The 15,573-nt window shown below is 50.6% G+C and carries 14 protein-coding genes; 5 read left to right on the forward strand and 9 right to left on the reverse strand.

What is annotated here, in order from left to right:
• Window positions 1-62 precede the first annotated feature (62 nt).
• Window positions 63-1,241 (reverse strand): glycosyltransferase family 4 protein, encoded by a 1,179-nt coding sequence (locus L0M14_RS20595; RefSeq protein WP_235118458.1) that lies wholly within the window; start codon window positions 1,239-1,241, stop codon window positions 63-65.
• A 226-nt stretch (window positions 1,242-1,467) separates the two neighbouring features.
• On the opposite strand from L0M14_RS20595, the gene L0M14_RS20600 reads away from it, so the two are divergent.
• Window positions 1,468-2,571 carry a YheC/YheD family endospore coat-associated protein gene (locus tag L0M14_RS20600; RefSeq protein ID WP_235118459.1) on the forward strand — a complete coding sequence of 368 codons (1,104 nt, stop codon included), beginning with the start codon at window positions 1,468-1,470 and terminating at the stop codon, window positions 2,569-2,571.
• A gap of 186 nt (window positions 2,572-2,757) precedes the next feature.
• On the opposite strand, the gene nagZ is transcribed toward L0M14_RS20600, so the two are convergent.
• Complete coding sequence (nagZ, locus tag L0M14_RS20605) at window positions 2,758-4,035, reverse strand: beta-N-acetylhexosaminidase (protein ID WP_235118460.1); 1,278 nt, start codon at window positions 4,033-4,035, stop codon at window positions 2,758-2,760.
• A 117-nt stretch (window positions 4,036-4,152) separates the two neighbouring features.
• Complete coding sequence (locus tag L0M14_RS20610) at window positions 4,153-4,452, reverse strand: transposase (protein ID WP_235118461.1); 300 nt, start codon at window positions 4,450-4,452, stop codon at window positions 4,153-4,155.
• Between the two features lie 292 nt (window positions 4,453-4,744).
• On the opposite strand from L0M14_RS20610, the gene asd reads away from it, so the two are divergent.
• Both asd and L0M14_RS20620 read left to right on the forward strand, forming a co-directional pair.
• The gene (gene asd, locus L0M14_RS20615; RefSeq protein ID WP_235118462.1) at window positions 4,745-5,533 is read left to right on the forward strand and encodes an archaetidylserine decarboxylase; all 789 of its coding nucleotides are present in this window, start codon (window positions 4,745-4,747) and stop codon (window positions 5,531-5,533) included.
• A 33-nt stretch (window positions 5,534-5,566) separates the two neighbouring features.
• Window positions 5,567-6,829, forward strand: a complete 1,263-nt coding sequence (locus L0M14_RS20620; protein WP_235118463.1) for an MFS transporter — start codon at window positions 5,567-5,569, stop codon at window positions 6,827-6,829.
• Between the two features lie 203 nt (window positions 6,830-7,032).
• On the opposite strand, the gene L0M14_RS20625 is transcribed toward L0M14_RS20620, so the two are convergent.
• Window positions 7,033-7,581, reverse strand: coding sequence for a TetR/AcrR family transcriptional regulator (locus L0M14_RS20625; protein ID WP_235118464.1), 549 nt, complete (start codon window positions 7,579-7,581; stop codon window positions 7,033-7,035).
• A gap of 235 nt (window positions 7,582-7,816) precedes the next feature.
• On the opposite strand from L0M14_RS20625, the gene L0M14_RS20630 reads away from it, so the two are divergent.
• Window positions 7,817-8,674, forward strand: a complete 858-nt coding sequence (locus tag L0M14_RS20630; protein ID WP_235118465.1) for an SDR family oxidoreductase — start codon at window positions 7,817-7,819, stop codon at window positions 8,672-8,674.
• A gap of 220 nt (window positions 8,675-8,894) precedes the next feature.
• On the opposite strand, the gene L0M14_RS20635 is transcribed toward L0M14_RS20630, so the two are convergent.
• The 5 genes from L0M14_RS20635 to L0M14_RS20655 all read right to left on the reverse strand — a co-directional run bounded on the left by L0M14_RS20635 (window position 8,895) and on the right by L0M14_RS20655 (window position 14,571).
• On the reverse strand, window positions 8,895-9,482 hold the full coding sequence (locus L0M14_RS20635) for a GNAT family N-acetyltransferase (protein WP_235118466.1): 588 nt from the start codon (window positions 9,480-9,482) through the stop codon (window positions 8,895-8,897).
• 143 nt (window positions 9,483-9,625) lie between these two features.
• Window positions 9,626-11,065: an NAD-dependent malic enzyme gene (locus L0M14_RS20640; RefSeq protein ID WP_235118467.1), complete on the reverse strand. Its 1,440-nt coding sequence runs from the start codon at window positions 11,063-11,065 to the stop codon at window positions 9,626-9,628.
• 149 nt (window positions 11,066-11,214) lie between these two features.
• Window positions 11,215-12,699, reverse strand: coding sequence for a MocR-like pyridoxine biosynthesis transcription factor PdxR (gene pdxR, locus L0M14_RS20645; protein ID WP_235118468.1), 1,485 nt, complete (start codon window positions 12,697-12,699; stop codon window positions 11,215-11,217).
• A 121-nt stretch (window positions 12,700-12,820) separates the two neighbouring features.
• The gene (locus tag L0M14_RS20650; protein WP_235118469.1) at window positions 12,821-13,516 is read right to left on the reverse strand and encodes a glycosyltransferase family 2 protein; all 696 of its coding nucleotides are present in this window, start codon (window positions 13,514-13,516) and stop codon (window positions 12,821-12,823) included.
• 26 nt (window positions 13,517-13,542) lie between these two features.
• On the reverse strand, window positions 13,543-14,571 hold the full coding sequence (locus L0M14_RS20655; RefSeq protein ID WP_235118470.1) for a glycosyltransferase family 4 protein: 1,029 nt from the start codon (window positions 14,569-14,571) through the stop codon (window positions 13,543-13,545).
• 365 nt (window positions 14,572-14,936) lie between these two features.
• Between L0M14_RS20655 and L0M14_RS20660 the strand changes: the two genes are divergently transcribed.
• On the forward strand, window positions 14,937-15,548 hold the full coding sequence (locus tag L0M14_RS20660) for a GNAT family N-acetyltransferase (protein WP_235118471.1): 612 nt from the start codon (window positions 14,937-14,939) through the stop codon (window positions 15,546-15,548).
• Window positions 15,549-15,573 lie beyond the last annotated feature (25 nt).

Consider the following 15,573-nt stretch of genomic DNA (forward strand, 5'->3'; position numbering starts at 1 on the left):
TAGACACTTGTAACATATTCAAATTGGTGTAAAGAGGTACGCCAGCCCGTAAAAATACGCATCTACCTATTTCCTTTACGACGATCCAGGCTCCGGTACAGTTCCAGCCGGTTCTCCGCACATCGTTCCCACGTGAACAATTGGCGAACTCTTTGAATCCCCTGTTCTCCCATCGCCCTCTGCAGTTCCCGATCACCCAGAATTCTTAACAAATAGCTCGGAAGCTCCTCCGCAATGCGGGGAAGATCAACTAAATAGCCTGTTGTGCCATGAGCGACAACCTCTTGAATACCGCCCGAACGGGTTGCCACAACCGGCACCCCCGAGGCCATGGCCTCAACATTAACCAGTCCAAACGCTTCATTCGGAGCGGACGGAACCACAACGACATCAGCCATTTGGTAATAGTCAGGAATATCTTCATGTGCTACATAAGGAATGAACCGGACATACTGCGGCATGGTGCTTCCCATTTCATGAAGCTTGCGGACATAAGCCGTAAGACGGTCAGTGCCGTAGTAGGCACTGCCTACGATCAACAGGATGCTGTTAGGCTCCGCCTGGACAATCTGCATCATGGCTTCCAAGAGATGGTGAACGCCTTTTTTCGGTATCAGCCTTCCTACAAACAAAATAATCTTGGGATTCTCATACCCCAGCTCCCGAAGCAGCCGCGCCCGATTCTCCTCTCCTTCCCTCGACCATTTCGATAGGAACCGCCCCGGGTCTACCCCTAAATGCTGGGTAACAATTTTATGCGCAGCTCCCGGAACCGCACGCTGGAGATTCTGCTTAAGAAAATCGCTGTTCACGATAATCACATTCGCCGCGCGCAAGCACGCGGAAAGCTCTTGTTTGGAGATATGAGGCTTAGAGACAAAAGAAGTCGAATGCAGCACCAGACTGATCTTCAGTCGGGGATGCTTCCTGCGTAAATATTTGACATACCTCGGCCTGTTTTCAACCTGTACGATACTTGGACGCAGCTGTCCAATGCGCTTACTGATCCGCTCCAGATAGGCATACGGCTTTTCATAACGAACTCTTATATACTTCACACCATCTACTTCTTCACTTGCCGGAAAAGACTTTGCTAGACATCCCAGCACATATACATTCATTTTCCTCGCCAGAGGCTTTGCCGTGTGAGAGACGACTTGCTCCACAGAACTGCTTGTTCCTGACGGCACAGGAAACACACCGGGAGTAACGATGGCTACACTTTTAGGTGGACTCGGCATAACATCCCGCCTTTCATTCTTCTCGAACTCATCGCGGTCCATTTCTCTATACATATGCGGAATTAGTCACAAAGACTGGATGAATGCCCTTTTTTCTCCGTCAAATGTCGGTATAGCCCGCCCCCCTGGGATGACATTCGTACAAACAAGCAGGCAAGCTTTTCCATATACTGAGTCAACCGGATTAACGCCTTGGCCAACCTAGTACATTAAGGGAGTGAAGCTAATGGGAGAACCTTATGTCGGTATACTCGTCAACGATACTTTGTACGAAGGCATTCCCCAAGGAAAAACGAACAATGAAGCGATCTCTTACTATCGGGATGCAGCGATGCAATACGGCGTCATTCCTGCCTATTTTCGAATCCAGGATGTCATCTCCGCCGATACCCTTAAGGTTACAGCCATCATTCAACGCGGGCATATATGTACCTTAGAACTGATCGATCTGCCCAAGGTCATTCATAACCGCGCCATTTATTTGGATCATCGGAGTTATCAGATTATGGAGAGTTGGATAAAACGAGGCATCCTCATCTTTAACCGCTGGAACCGGTACAGCAAGCTGCTGATCCACCAGCTCCTCATGAAAGACGAGGTCATACGGCCTCATCTGCCAGGCACGTATCCGGCTACCCTTCATAACGTCAAGCAGATGATGCAGGCCTACGATTCTCTGATCATTAAGCCGACGAACAGCAGCATTGGCCGCGGCGTCATGAAGCTCGACCGGATCCGCACCGGCTGGAAGCTCATCTATCCAAAAAGCATGAAGCTCACGAACAAAACATGGAATACGATGCGATTCCGTAAAACAGTTCCAACGCTGCTCCGAACAAAAATCAGCAGAAGAGCCTATATCGTCCAGCAGCGTCTGCCGCTTGCCACCTACGACGGACGCCCCTTCGATCTCCGCATCTCCGTGCAGCGCGGAGCCGGCGGAGATTGGCAAATCACCGGCATTGTCGCCAAGGTTGCCTCACGCAAGCTGTTCCTGACCAATGTGGCTCAAGGCGGAGCCGTCATGACACTGCCCGCGATTCTCGCGGAGGAATATCCGAATCTTGACGCTGCGCAGGTCTGCCAGCAAATCGCCGATTTCTCGCTCCGAGTCGCAAGACACTTAAGCCGCGAGCTCCCGCATATGGCCGATATGGGCCTAGACATTGGCATTACGAAGGACGGCTATCCCTTGTTCATTGAATGCAACGGCAAAGACCAGCGTTACAGCTTCCGTGAGGCCGGCATGATGGAGGAATGGCGTGCTACCTATTATAATCCGATCGCTTATGCCAAATATTTGCTAGATGGCGGCACGCCAGTCTATTAAATAGCAAAAACTGCGGAGCCTGATAGGCGCCGCAGTCAGTTTGTCGATAAAGCAGTGTCCATTACGAGCTTCAGTAGCTTTTCTCCGAGTGCTGTTGACATTTTGTTATTCGATCGAAATAAAAGCTTTCTATCCATTGCCATTTATCGACAGTCTCACTGCGGCGCCTTGATTGGCGCCGCAGTTTTATTTTTTCTTCAAAATGACTTTCACCTGCGCATTGAGCTCGCTCACTTTAGGAACAGCAATCTGCTGATCCTCGAGATGATAGCGGTCTTTCAGCCGGATGATCCGGGTCACGCTCTCGTCGATCGCATTCATAGAAATGCGCTTGTCTTCGACAGCGCGGGTCAGCTCTTGAACGACGGTCTCGACGTTCGAGTACTCATGACCGACCATAATGACATTAGCCCCGGCTGACACAGCCTGCACCGCTGCCTCTCCGATGGTGTAATTTTTCACGATCGCTCCCATCGTCATATCATCGGTCATGATAACCCCCTCAAAGCCCATCTCCTTCCGCAGCAAATCCGTCATGATTTTGCCCGACATGGAGGCCGGGTAATCGGCATCCACCTTGGGAAGCAGAATATGCGCCACCATCACAGCATCCGCCTTCTCCTTGACTGCTTCTGCAAAGGGGACAAACTCAAGCTTACGCAATCGATCTAGGCTGTTCAGCACAACAGGCAGCCCCACGTGGGAATCTACGGATGTATCCCCGTGCCCCGGGAAGTGCTTGACGACCGGAATCACCTGTTCGGCCTGAAGCCCCTTCATCGCTTGTATACCCAGCTTGGTCACAATAGAAGCGTTATTGCCGAAGGAACGGTCTCCGATAACCGGATTTTTCGGATTGCTATTGATGTCCAGTACAGGTGCAAAATCCATATTGAGCCCAAACGCTTTCAGCTCTTTGCCGAGCAAGCTGCCGATATCATAAGCAAGCTGCGGTCGATTCATTTGACCAATGACTTGATTGGACGGAGTTTTCTGCAATTCGTCCGGCAATCGGGTTACTCTTCCGCCCTCTTCGTCCACACTCAGCCATAACGGCACAGGGTTGCCCTCATTATCGCGTTTCAAGGCATTTACCAGTTGAACGAACTGCACAGTATTTTGAATATTGTTCTTATAAAAAATAATGCCCCCTATCCGATCGGATTGAATCAATCGGCGGGTTTGTTCACTATCCTCGGTGCCGTCTATTCCAGCAATCAGCATCTGGCCAATCTTCTGTGATAGCGTCATGGCCTCTACCTGATCTGCAATTGGATCCACAGGAGATGCAGATGGCCCTGATGGAGCAGCGCCGGTCGGACCCGGTGCAGAAGAAACAGCCGGACTTGGCGCAGCTGTATGCGGAGAAGCCGCAGGCTCGCTGCCACCTGATTGGTGAACACAACCGGTTAATGCGGCCGTAACCAGCGCAGCATACAACATAAGACCTAGAGGACGCATCATAAGCATCACCAGCTTTCCGGAATGGAGTGGATTCCAATCATTCCATCATTCCCTATTCTCTCTGACGCAATCTTGCTCCGATCGGTTCATATCGGGCAGCGCTGCAGCTTGCTAGCTTTAAGAATCCGCACGAATATGCTTGAATGTCATCCGCAGCAAGAGATAGATGGCATATCCCCCCAAATAGGCTCCGCTCGCCAAAAAAGCTTGATTCTGAAAAATGCCGTGGATCGTCGTCATAAAGACTTGATTATCGCGCAGAATCACATAAATCCAATAGGATACGATGATACCCACTGTGTACGCGCACAATATGGCGATAACATTGTAGAAAACGGCACACCAATCAATCATCCAGCTTGTAATCAGCATGAATAGAGGAGCTATCAGTACGGCTATGATTAGAAGAAAAATCATCTTGTTCACCTCATTGTTAGCATTGACGCTTTGCCCTCTAGTAATACTTTCCACCGGTAATGACAGCCGATCGATTCGTATGATATGATGAAGCGATAAGCAAGTCGCACGGACGCTAAGACTGCGGGAGAATTCACCGGTCTACCCAATGCCGACCCGCCAAGTCCCGGCGGCTTTTTTGTTTTTTTCCTACACATCCCTGAGCCATATTAGGCAATTGCTTCTTCCGCCGTTCTGTGGCAAGATTATCGAAGTACCTAACAATGCTTGAAAGAACAGGAGCTATCTGTCTATGTCCAAACCGTTTTTCCGTTTGCTAACCGAGCTTTCTTCCCGCAAATGGATCTCACAACTGACGGGCGCATTCGCTAAATCGAAGGCAAGCCGTCTCTTCATCCCGTACTTCGCGCGTACCTATGGAATTCGCATTGAAGATGCCGAGAAGCATATCAAGGATTATGCCTCTTTGAACGACTTTTTTACCCGACGGTTGAAAACAGGTCTGCGACCGGTCGATGCTGACGTGACTCGTCTCGTAAGCCCCGTCGACGCCAAAATTACGGGCATAGGGGAAATTAAGGACGGATTGATCCTGAATGTAAAAGGTCAGGACTATACCATCGACGAGCTGCTAAATCGTTCTCCCAGGACGGTTAATTATAAGAATGGCTTTTACTTCGTGCTTTACCTTAGCCCGACGGATTATCATCGCATTCACTCGCCTGTATCGGGGGATGTGCTTGAAAAAGAGCATGTGCCCGGCAAAGTCTACCCGGTGAATGAATTCGGCCTGCGCCACATGCGCAGAGTGCTCAGCCGTAATGAAAGACTGATTACCTTCATCGGACATGAAGCCGGCGAAGTCGCGGTGGTTAAAGTCGGTGCCTTGAACGTAAGCAGCATTAAGTATGTAGATCCTCTTCCTAAGCATCTGGAACGCGGCCAGGAGCTGGCTTATTTCGAATTCGGCTCAACCGTCGTTCTGTTATTGGAGGAAGGCATGTTCAAGCCGCGCACGGATCTCGAGCTGGACAGCAAAGTAAAAATGGGAGAATCGCTCGGCCTCTTCATACACAAATAATTCGACCGGGCTCCCGAGAGGAGTAGAGACACCATGGCTGCATCATCAACAGCTGCTTCCAAGCCCGGTTCGCAAGGACTTCAGGGAGCAGGAGACGCCAAACAAACCGTTTTTAAAATTCTTTTTGCCATCAGTATTGTTCATCTGTTGAACGATTCGATTCAATCGGTCATACCTGCTATCTTTCCTATTTTAAAAAGCGAGATGGGTATCACGTATACCCAAATCGGCTGGGTACAATTTGCCATCAATTTTACCGCCTCGATCATGCAGCCCGTTGTCGGACTGTACACGGACCGTAAGCCTTCTCCGTACATACTGCCCATCGGGATGGCGTCCACCTTGATGGGCATGCTGCTGCTGGCCTTTGCACCTTCCTACTGGGTCGTGCTGCTATCTGTATGTCTGGTAGGACTAGGCTCCGCTGCTTTCCACCCGGAAGGCTCTCGGGTTGCGCATATGGCTGCGGGAGGCCGCAAAGGTCTTGCCCAATCGATTTTCCAAGTGGGCGGCAACGCCGGTCAATCGCTGGCACCGATCATGACCAAATGGATTTTCATTCCGCTTGGCCTATTCGGCTCCATCTGGTTCACAGGCGTAGCGGCGGTTGCCATCATCGTGCAGTTGTATATCGCAGGCTGGTACAAAGCTGTTCTAAAGGAAGCACCTGCCAAGGTCAAACAAGTCGTGACCCGCAGGGTAAACCCGGAGAGAAAGAAGCAGATCGTATTTGCACTTTGGGTACTAATCTTCCTTGTGTTCGTAAGATCCTGGTACGGAGCCGCGATGGGCGGGTACTTCGCCTTCTTCCTTCAGGACAAATACGGTCTGACGATTGACCGCGCTCAAGACTTTATCTTTTTATTCCTGGCTGCAGGAGCTGTCGGAACCTTCTTCGGCGGTCCGCTTGCCGACCGTTTCGGCCGACGCAATTTGATCTTCTTTTCGATGCTGGGTTCGGCGCCCTTTGCCCTTATTCTTCCTTATGTCAGCTTCACATGGGCTTATATTCTACTGGTCATTATCGGTTTCATTCTGTTATCCAGCTTCTCGGTTACCGTCGTTTATGCGCAAATGCTATTCCCTGGCAAAGTGGGAACCGTATCCGGTCTCATTACCGGCCTGGCGTTCGGGTTAGGCGGAATCGGCAGCGTTGTGCTTGGTAATCTGTGCGATACGCTGGGAACCACTCGAGTGATGGAAATATGTGCGTTCCTGCCGCTGATCGGCATCCTGACTTTCTTACTCCCTTCGGACAAGAAATTGAAGTCATGGACGGAAGACACCGCTTCTTGATCGGGTACGCAGGAAATTTTTCTTGTTCCTGGCTTTGGGATGCAAGGTGGAAAAGCTGAGGATTTAAATGTATGTTTTGATGTAAGCGGTAATGGGGCGGTTTGCGTTACGCTAACGAGAGACGATAAAGTGGCGATGGAACAAACCCATCGCTTTTTTTTATTTCGATGTACTCAGGAGATTGCGGCCATTCACGTTCAAGCTCATCCGGTTGCTTGCTCCCAAAAAGCGCCTAAATTAACCGTTACAACCTCGATAACCTCTTCCACCATCGATTCCAGCGTGCGGGAATGAACCTCCCTGCTCCACTGCATGGCCGACCCGAATATACCCCAACTGACCACAAGAGCCGTAGCTTCTAGCTTTTCTTGCGGGTCGCTCTGTTTCGACCCCGATTTTAGCCAATGGAGCAGGAGACGATACAATTCCTTTTGCATGGCGTTCTCCAACATCGGCTCAAATTGCTTGTCGCCCAGCGAGAGGTACTGTCGAAATCGTACTAGAAATTGAAAGACGGTCTGAACAAGGGCATACAGATTGTCCGGACTGAAGGCAGCATCATCCGGCAGTCTTTTTTTGAGAATGAGTTGAAACTTCTCCGTCATCCAATAAGCGAGAAAAGCGAATTTGTCTTCAAAATGGGCATAGAAGGTTGCCCGGTTGACGGCCGCTCGATTTGCAATGTCGTGAACAGAAATGGAATAGATGTTTCTCTTTTCGTCGAGCAGATCGTTAAACGCTTGAATAAACAACTGGCGGGTTCTCTTTACACGGGGATCGTTTGGATTTACCGGCATGCTGCACCACGCTTTCTTCGGATTTCAAAAACAAACAAAACGGCGATTGTGTCGGGAACGCAACGAAACCAGCCTTTTGCTGATTGTTGACCGGGCTCCAACCCCTTATCTTTTACTTATGCGATTATATGGTTACACAAATCCGTATAGTTAGCAAACTTTTTACAAAAAAAGAAAGGGTGAGAGTAGCATGATTATCGTTACTGGAGCGAATGGGAAGTTAGGCAGGGGCGTGGTCGAGCAGCTGCTTAAGCTCATCCCGGCCGAGCAGATTGGTATCAGTGTTCGGGATGTGAGCCAGGCGCAGGATTTAAAGGAGCGCGGCGTACGTGTTCGTCATGGCGATTTCGCCCAGGCGGAGAGCTTGCTGAATGCTTTTGAAGGGGCGTCACAGGTTCTCCTTGTTTCAACCGGTACTTTGGGGGATGCGGGAATCCGTCAGCACCAAACCGCGATTGACACAGCAAAGAAATCTGGTGCCGGACGGGTACTATACACAAGTCATATGGGCTCTTCTATAATGTCGTATTTTCCGCCTATGGTTCACCATGCAGCGACAGAAGATTTGCTTAAAAAATCGGGTGTACGCCACACGTCCCTTCGCAACGGTTTTTACGCCTCCTCATTGGTTGGATTAATAGGTGATGCCGTCAAAACGGGCGAGTTGATTGTTCCCGAGGACGGCCCGATTGCCTGGACAACGCACTCGGATTTGGCCCAAGCTATCGCGGTGATCTTAACCGAGAAGAACTGGGATGGTCCATCTCCGAATCTAACTGCCTCTGAAGCGTTTGACATGGAGGGGATTGCGGCGATGGTATCGGATATCGTTGGCCGGCCGATCTATCGAAAGGTCGTAAAGGACGAAGCGTATCGGGCGTATCTGACTGCACAAGGTTTTCCGGAAGTACGCATTGCAATCATTTTGGGTTTATTTCGTGCCAGCCGAAACGGGGACTTCACGCAAACTAGTAACGCTTTAGCTGACCTGATTGGGCGACCTGCGTTGACGCTAAGAGATTTCTTCAAAGAGTCTTTATCTCTATAGACATGCTTGCCGTTACAGACAGCGCGGTGAACCGTACCATAAATGAAAGGTGAGGTCATTACGCTAAACGGAGAACATTAGTTTAACAACAATGCATGCTGCCACATCGTTAATGGCAGCATGCATTGTTAAATTCGGCAACTCACTCCCGCTTTATCTGCAGTCTGAACCGAGGTCGTCATGACCTCGGTTTTTATACTTTAAGCTGTAATCCCCTGCTTCAGTCTGCATAAGGGGACGAACCCCGGTGCTCGGCCCTCAACAAGCCGTAGATTTCCAAATCCACAATCCCTTTACCTGACCACAAAGCGGCTTGCCTAAGTAAGCCCTCCCGCGTAAACCCGTTCTTCAGCAGCACCCTCTTGGAGCTTTCATTGGCTGGCATCACTTCCGCTTGTATACGGTTGACCCCAACCTTTTCAAATAAATAGTCCACCATCATGCTGAGCGCCTCGGTTGCGATTCCTTTTCTCCAGCTCTCCTCAGCCAAAAAATAGCCTGCTGTCACCATGCTCACCGTCTGGCTAAAAGCCATGACTTCCGTGATACCGACCAGCCGCTCGGCTTCCTCCTGCTCGAAGATCCCCCACTTCACTCTGCTGCGCTTCATATAATCCCGTTCGAAATGCCCGATCATTTTACGAATGACGTCCAGCTTGTATTTCGGAAGGATTCCGCAGTACTCGAATACATGATCGTTACTGTAGATGCCAAGCAATTGCTCAGCGTGCCGGTCCTCTACTTTTTTCAATATAAGCCGGTCCGATTCCAGAACCGGAAATGTCCCGAAAACAGCCTCTACATTCATCTCGCACTCCCCCATTTTCCAAGTTTACCCACCAAAGGTATTTCCATTATAGCTTGTCTGGGCAAAAAAATAAGCAGTCCGGCCAAATGCTTCCGATGATCTCAGAAAGCATTTGCCAAACTGCTTGTATCTGCTGCCAGTACTTACTCCTGGCCCGTTTCCTGCTGTTCTCTCGCACTTCTGCGTCTGGCCACACCAGACTCATAAGCCGCTTCCATCACGGCTTCACGAACCTTTTCCACGACAGACTGATTGAACACACTTGGAATGATATAATATTCATTTAATTCATCGTCACTCACAACCGAGGCGATCGCTTTTGCTGCAGCCAACTTCATATCCTGGGTAATACGGGAGGCGCGGCAATCGAGCACCCCTCTAAACATCCCCGGAAAGCAGAGCACGTTATTGATCTGATTCGGATAATCCGATCTTCCAGTCGCCATAACCCGCACATAAGGCTCAGCTTCCTCAGGCGTGATCTCCGGTGTCGGATTCGCCATCGCAAACACGATCGGCTGATCCGCCATCTTTTTCACATCTTCCACTTTCAAAACGCCGGGGCCGGATAGACCTATAAAAATGTCCGCTCCTTCGATGACATCGGTTAAACGGCCTGATTGCCGATTAGGGTTCGTATGCGCCGCGTACCATTCCCACATGGGATTACTGTAGCTCTCACCTTGGACGATGGCTCCCTGCCGGTCAACGCCGACTACATTCGTCACTCCGGCAGCCAGAAGCATTTTGGTGCAAGCAATGCCCGCGGCCCCAATACCGGTTACAACCACCTTACAATTCTCTAGCTGCTTGCCGATCAGCTTGACGGCATTCAGCAGACCTGCCAAGAGTACGACAGCCGTTCCATGCTGGTCATCGTGAAAGACAGGAATATCCAGCTCCTCGATCAGCCTGTCCTCAATTTCAAAGCATCTAGGTGACGCAATATCCTCCAGATTAATACCTCCAAAGGCAGGTGCAATCGCCTTGACCGTGCGAATGATTTCCTCGGTATCCTGAGTATCCAGACAGATGGGAAACGCATCGACGCCGGCCATCTGCTTGAAAAGCATCGCTTTCCCCTCCATCACCGGCATAGCTGCTTCAGGTCCAATATTACCCAGTCCGAGAACCGCCGTTCCATCCGACACGACAGCGACCGTATTGCGTTTGATTGTCAGAGAGTATGCCTTTGCCGGATCTTCATGAATGGCCATACAGACGCGGGCAACCCCCGGCGTGTATACACGGGAAAGATCATCCCGGTTCTTGATCGGCATTTTGGGATTCATTTCAATCTTGCCGCCCAGATGCATCAGGAACGTCTGATCGGATACATTGATGACGCGGACTCCCGGAAGGCTGTCCAAAGCTTTCATAATCGAGTCCGTTTGCTGAGGATCGCTCACCTTCACGGTAATGTCGCGCGTCGTCGTCAGTTTGCTTGCGCGGGTGACGTCAATGGCGATGATATCGCCTCCCGCATCCCCGATTGCAGTCGCGATCTGTCCGAACGTAATCAGCGTCTTCTGAATCTCCAGACGTACAATGATACTTGTTCCTCCACCATTTAAGCCTGCCATAATCGGATCACTCACTCCCGTGGAAAATTTAATTGACCACCGTCTCATCAAGCATAGCATAAGTTGTCATTGGAACAAAAATTTCGCTTCTCACTTGGACAAAGGCAGACAAATCCTGCAGTAAAGGAGCCGTCTCCTATCACACAACATCATGAAAAATCCGCTTGCAGCCGATCCCCTGCCTGCTTCATGCGCGACACCCCGAGCTGCATCTCTCCCTCGGTGAGATGCGCAAACCCCAGACATGCCCCGGCCAGGCCTGGGGGCATGCCATAGCGGTCGGCGTCGCTCCACGTGACGCCGGCCTCCCTGCAGGCGGCTGCATAGGCGGCATAGGTGCGGGCATCGCCCCGCCACCAGCCAAACAGATGCAGCCCCGCATCGCTCTCCACCCACTCGAATAGGGTGGAGAGCTGCTCCTGCAGCAGCGTTTGCAGCTGCAGGAACTTGCCCGCGTACACCCGCCGCATGCGACGCAGGTGACGCTCATACCCGCCGCTCGCCATGAAGGCGGCGAGCGCCCGCTGCTCGAGCAGCCCCGACGGGTGCGGCTCGAACAGCCGCTTCGCGGCTGCAAAAGCGCCGTGCAGCGAGTCCGGCAGCACGGCATAACCGATGCGCAGGTGCTGCGGCATCGTTTTGGAGAAGGTGCCGAGGTAGACGACTCGGCCCTCCCGATCCAGCACCTGGAGCGGCTCCATCGGCCGCCCGCGGTGCCTGAACTCGCTGTCATAGTCGTCTTCGACGATGACAGCTCCACGCTCCGCCGCCCAGCGCAGCAGCTGCTGGCGGCGGTCCAGGTCCAGCACCGCCCCCGTAGGGAACTGGCGGCTGGGCGTCACAAACAGCAGCCGGCTGTCCCACGGCTGCGGCACGACCCCGTGCCCGTCCACCTGGACGGGCACAGGCACACCGCCGGCCGCTTCAATGGCGCGGCCGATCCCCGGATAGCCCGGTCGCTCCACGATGACCGGGTCCCCCGGCTCCACCAGCAGCTGCGCTAGCAGCGCAATGGCCTGCATGGAGCCGTTCACGATCACGATGCGCTCGGCAGACGCATCGATGCCACGCACGCGCCGCAGATGCTGTGCAATCGCTTCCCGCAGCGCCGGATGTCCCTCCGCCGCAAATTCATCCTCCAGCGGAAATACGGCCATCCGCCTGACCTGCTCATACAGACAGCGATTCCACAGCTCGCTGGGAAAATGCTCATGATCCGGCTGACCGAGTTCAAAGGAGATCAGCTTCCCTGCAGCTTCTGCCTGCTCTTTCCGATATCTCCGAATACCGGCTCCACGATCATCAGAGTTAGCTAGTAAGCGATTTGCCCAATTTGAAAGAACCACCGGTTCGCCTGCATCTTCCTTGTATTCCCGTTTGTCCGCCCTGTAAGCCACATACGTCCCTTTTCCCCTAAGCGCTTGCAAATATCCTTCAGCCAATAGCATATCGTACACCTGATTGACCGTACCGCGAGAAATACCGTACATCGCAGCCAACTCTCTGCTTGATGGGAGCTTTACGTCTTTCTCCAAGACCCCCCGGACGATCTCATCCCGCAGCGCATGGTACAAGGCTGCATATTTGCCGGGATACTTAGCTTGATAGGTTGCAAGAGGAAGATGAAAATCCATGAGCACGACTCCTTTCTTTCTGCTACTAATTTCGCGCCCTAGCCTCTTACTCCTTTTCAACTTAAAAAAGAGAACGTCCACCCGAGCTGCTCCGGGAACGTTCTCCTCTTTGCTTTCCCTCTTACACCATCTTCTTGCGAATGCGGCGAATGTAATGATCGGTATGGCAAATGAACTTACACTTTTTCATATATTTGGCCGTGCTTGTTTTTTGAGTATGAGAGGAGATGTCTCTTCTGCGAATACATACATAATTATACCTCGACACGGTGTACAGCTTGAATCCCGCCTTCCGACTCATTCTCAGGAATTGAGCGTCGCTGCCGCTGACCCGGCTCTGAGAGAATTTAATGCGGTCCCATACCCTTTTCTTAAATACCAGCGTTCCGCCCTTCATATGCTTGGTAAATCTATTTTCATCACGAGGCCGGAGAACCATAAGCGATTTGCTTTCTTCAAAATAAATGAAGCTGGCGCTCTTGCCTACAATGTCCGCATGTGTCCTTTTCATCGCTTCCACCGACTCGATCAAATAATGAGGAGCATAATAATCATCGTCATCAAACTTGGCAATGACATCATACTTGGCCCGCTTGATCGCAAAGTTAAGGCACTTCCCTAACTTGTACGATTGCGGAACTTTATACACCCGTACGTTGCTGTATTCCTTCGCTTTGTTTCTCCAAACCTCCAGATTCATGTCATCACGGTTCAGAATCACGATCATTTCTTTGTTCACATGCTTTTGACGGGCATAATTCCGAAATAGATTCTCCATGAAGGCCGGCCTCATCGTACATGCAATAATCGTAACCATTCCTTATATCTCCTCCCGCAGCCTGATTATATACCCAGCTTTCTTTTACGCTTCATCCACTCGGAATCCGTTTCAACTTGATAGAGCTTGTCGCTCAGAATTTTCCTGTATAATTTCAAAAAGCCATCGGTCATCGTTTTATCGGTAAAGTGCTTTTTCACATAATCCCTGCAAACCTTTGGTGGCGGAAAATCAGCCCCTGACTTCACTTTATCGATCATCTCTTTGGTGCTGGAGCACATCAATTGAGGGAATCCCTTCATGACCTCGGGAGCGGAACCATACGTGAAAGTGAGCACCGGAGTCCCGCAGGCCAGAGCTTCGATTTGCACAAGTCCGAAAGGCTCATTCCACACGGATGGAAACAGCACGCAATAAGCCTTGGAGAGTAAATCCTGTTTAACCTGCCCCCCTACACTGCCCACATAAACAATCCGGTCGCTGAGCAGCGGTTTTATCTCTTTTTGAAAATATCGGGTTTCCTCCTTATTCCGGTACGGTCCGGCTATAAGCAGCCTTCTTCCGGTCTTCTTCGCTACCTCAATCGCATGATGCACACCTTTATCTGGTGACATTCTTCCGATAAACAGCAGATAATCGTCCTTTTTCTCCGAATAGCTGTAGTCTTTAACGCGAATGCCGTTATGAACGTAGAATCCTTTCCCTTTCCCTACCGAATTCAAAATAGTCTTACTTACATAGACTGCGATTTTCCCCTTCGGCGTTTTTTTCCAATGCGAGTTTCGAATCGTAGGAATGGGAGGATTAGCTTCAGATGCTACTCCATTATGATCATGAATAATATCTACACCGGGCGGCATATGGCGGATAATAAAATCCAGCTGCTCCTGCTTATCGTCGCTTGGGAATTCGAACGTTTTCGCACTTGATTTCGAGCCTTTTTTCGCAAATAAAATGACTTCATGGCCGCGTCTTATGAGCTCCTCGGTCAAGTAATAAATATCTCGCTCCGTTCCCCCATAATCGACGGGAGGCACAGGAAGGCTGTTTTTTGAAATCTGCACAATCTTTAATTTTTCTCTCTTATTTCCCAAGAAATAACACGTCCTCTCTATGGCTGACCGCAAAGCGAATCAACTTCATGGAAGCGCCATTTCTTGTAAGATATGTACGTTTCGGCAGCATCGGAACGGCTATTATATAGGTGAATCCGCCCCATAAACAGAAGTTTCATAGACTTGTAACCACTGCAAAGTGGTACATAAAAATTGAAGAAAAATGGATCTTTTTTCAAACCGCTTAGTTCGATATGATGAGCTGAATAGAGTCATCTTACAATTTTGTCGATACATCAGTCTCATGAAGAGCTCCGGCTGCTTCCCCCTGATCGCTGTCCAGCTCATCCTTCCGTTTTATCGCCAATCTCTAATTTGTGAAAGAATCCGAGGAGTGTATGTCTATGAACTTGAACATGGAATTGAAACCTACTACCTTGCAGGGCGAGCGTGTTGCCTTAATCCCAATGAACGCTTCCCATATCGATGGACTGGCTGAAGCCGCCCATGATCCGGCTATCTGGGGGTATATGAAACCGCTGCTAAATCGCGCGGAAGTCGAAGCTTTTGTCCGCCTAGCGTTAGAGGAGCAGCAAGCAGGGTTGTCGCTGCCCTTCAGTGTTTACGATAAACAAACAGAACAATGGATCGGCAGTACGAGGCTTCATGATTATTCCGCTTCCAACCGCCATTTGGAAATCGGGCATACGTGGTATCATCCAAGCGTTTGGCGGACGCGGGTCAATACGGAGTGCAAATATTTGCTGCTTCGCCACTGCTTCGAGACGCTGGACCTGATCCGTGTTCAAATTAAAACGGACCTCCGCAACGTCCGCTCCCAAGAGGCCATCGCCCGTCTCGGCGCTCAGCGGGAGGGCATTCTCCGCCAACATCGGATCCTTCATGACGGCTATATTCGGGATACAGTCATGTTTAGCATTCTGGATTCGGAATGGCATTCAGTGAGGAACCGGTTGGAGGGATTTTTGAACAAAAATTTTGATTTAGCGAAGTGACGGACTGACGCGGAAATGATATAAT

It is taken from the genome of Paenibacillus hexagrammi (assembly GCF_021513275.1).
GTDB classification, from domain to species: Bacteria; Bacillota; Bacilli; order Paenibacillales; family NBRC-103111; genus Paenibacillus_E; species Paenibacillus_E hexagrammi.

What these genes read in the sequence shown, in the direction of transcription:
- L0M14_RS20595 (WP_235118458.1), bottom strand. Translation starts at nt 1,241, where the DNA reads ATGCCGAGTCCACCTAAAAGTGTAGCCATCGTTACTCCCGGTGTGTTT.
- L0M14_RS20600 (WP_235118459.1), top strand. Translation starts at nt 1,468, where the DNA reads ATGGGAGAACCTTATGTCGGTATACTCGTCAACGATACTTTGTACGAA.
- nagZ (WP_235118460.1), bottom strand. Translation starts at nt 4,035, where the DNA reads ATGATGCGTCCTCTAGGTCTTATGTTGTATGCTGCGCTGGTTACGGCC.
- L0M14_RS20610 (WP_235118461.1), bottom strand. Translation starts at nt 4,452, where the DNA reads ATGATTTTTCTTCTAATCATAGCCGTACTGATAGCTCCTCTATTCATG.
- asd (WP_235118462.1), top strand. Translation starts at nt 4,745, where the DNA reads ATGTCCAAACCGTTTTTCCGTTTGCTAACCGAGCTTTCTTCCCGCAAA.
- L0M14_RS20620 (WP_235118463.1), top strand. Translation starts at nt 5,567, where the DNA reads ATGGCTGCATCATCAACAGCTGCTTCCAAGCCCGGTTCGCAAGGACTT.
- L0M14_RS20630 (WP_235118465.1), top strand. Translation starts at nt 7,817, where the DNA reads ATGATTATCGTTACTGGAGCGAATGGGAAGTTAGGCAGGGGCGTGGTC.
- L0M14_RS20635 (WP_235118466.1), bottom strand. Translation starts at nt 9,482, where the DNA reads ATGAATGTAGAGGCTGTTTTCGGGACATTTCCGGTTCTGGAATCGGAC.
- L0M14_RS20640 (WP_235118467.1), bottom strand. Translation starts at nt 11,065, where the DNA reads ATGGCAGGCTTAAATGGTGGAGGAACAAGTATCATTGTACGTCTGGAG.
- pdxR (WP_235118468.1), bottom strand. Translation starts at nt 12,699, where the DNA reads ATGGATTTTCATCTTCCTCTTGCAACCTATCAAGCTAAGTATCCCGGC.
- L0M14_RS20650 (WP_235118469.1), bottom strand. Translation starts at nt 13,516, where the DNA reads ATGGTTACGATTATTGCATGTACGATGAGGCCGGCCTTCATGGAGAAT.
- L0M14_RS20660 (WP_235118471.1), top strand. Translation starts at nt 14,937, where the DNA reads ATGAACTTGAACATGGAATTGAAACCTACTACCTTGCAGGGCGAGCGT.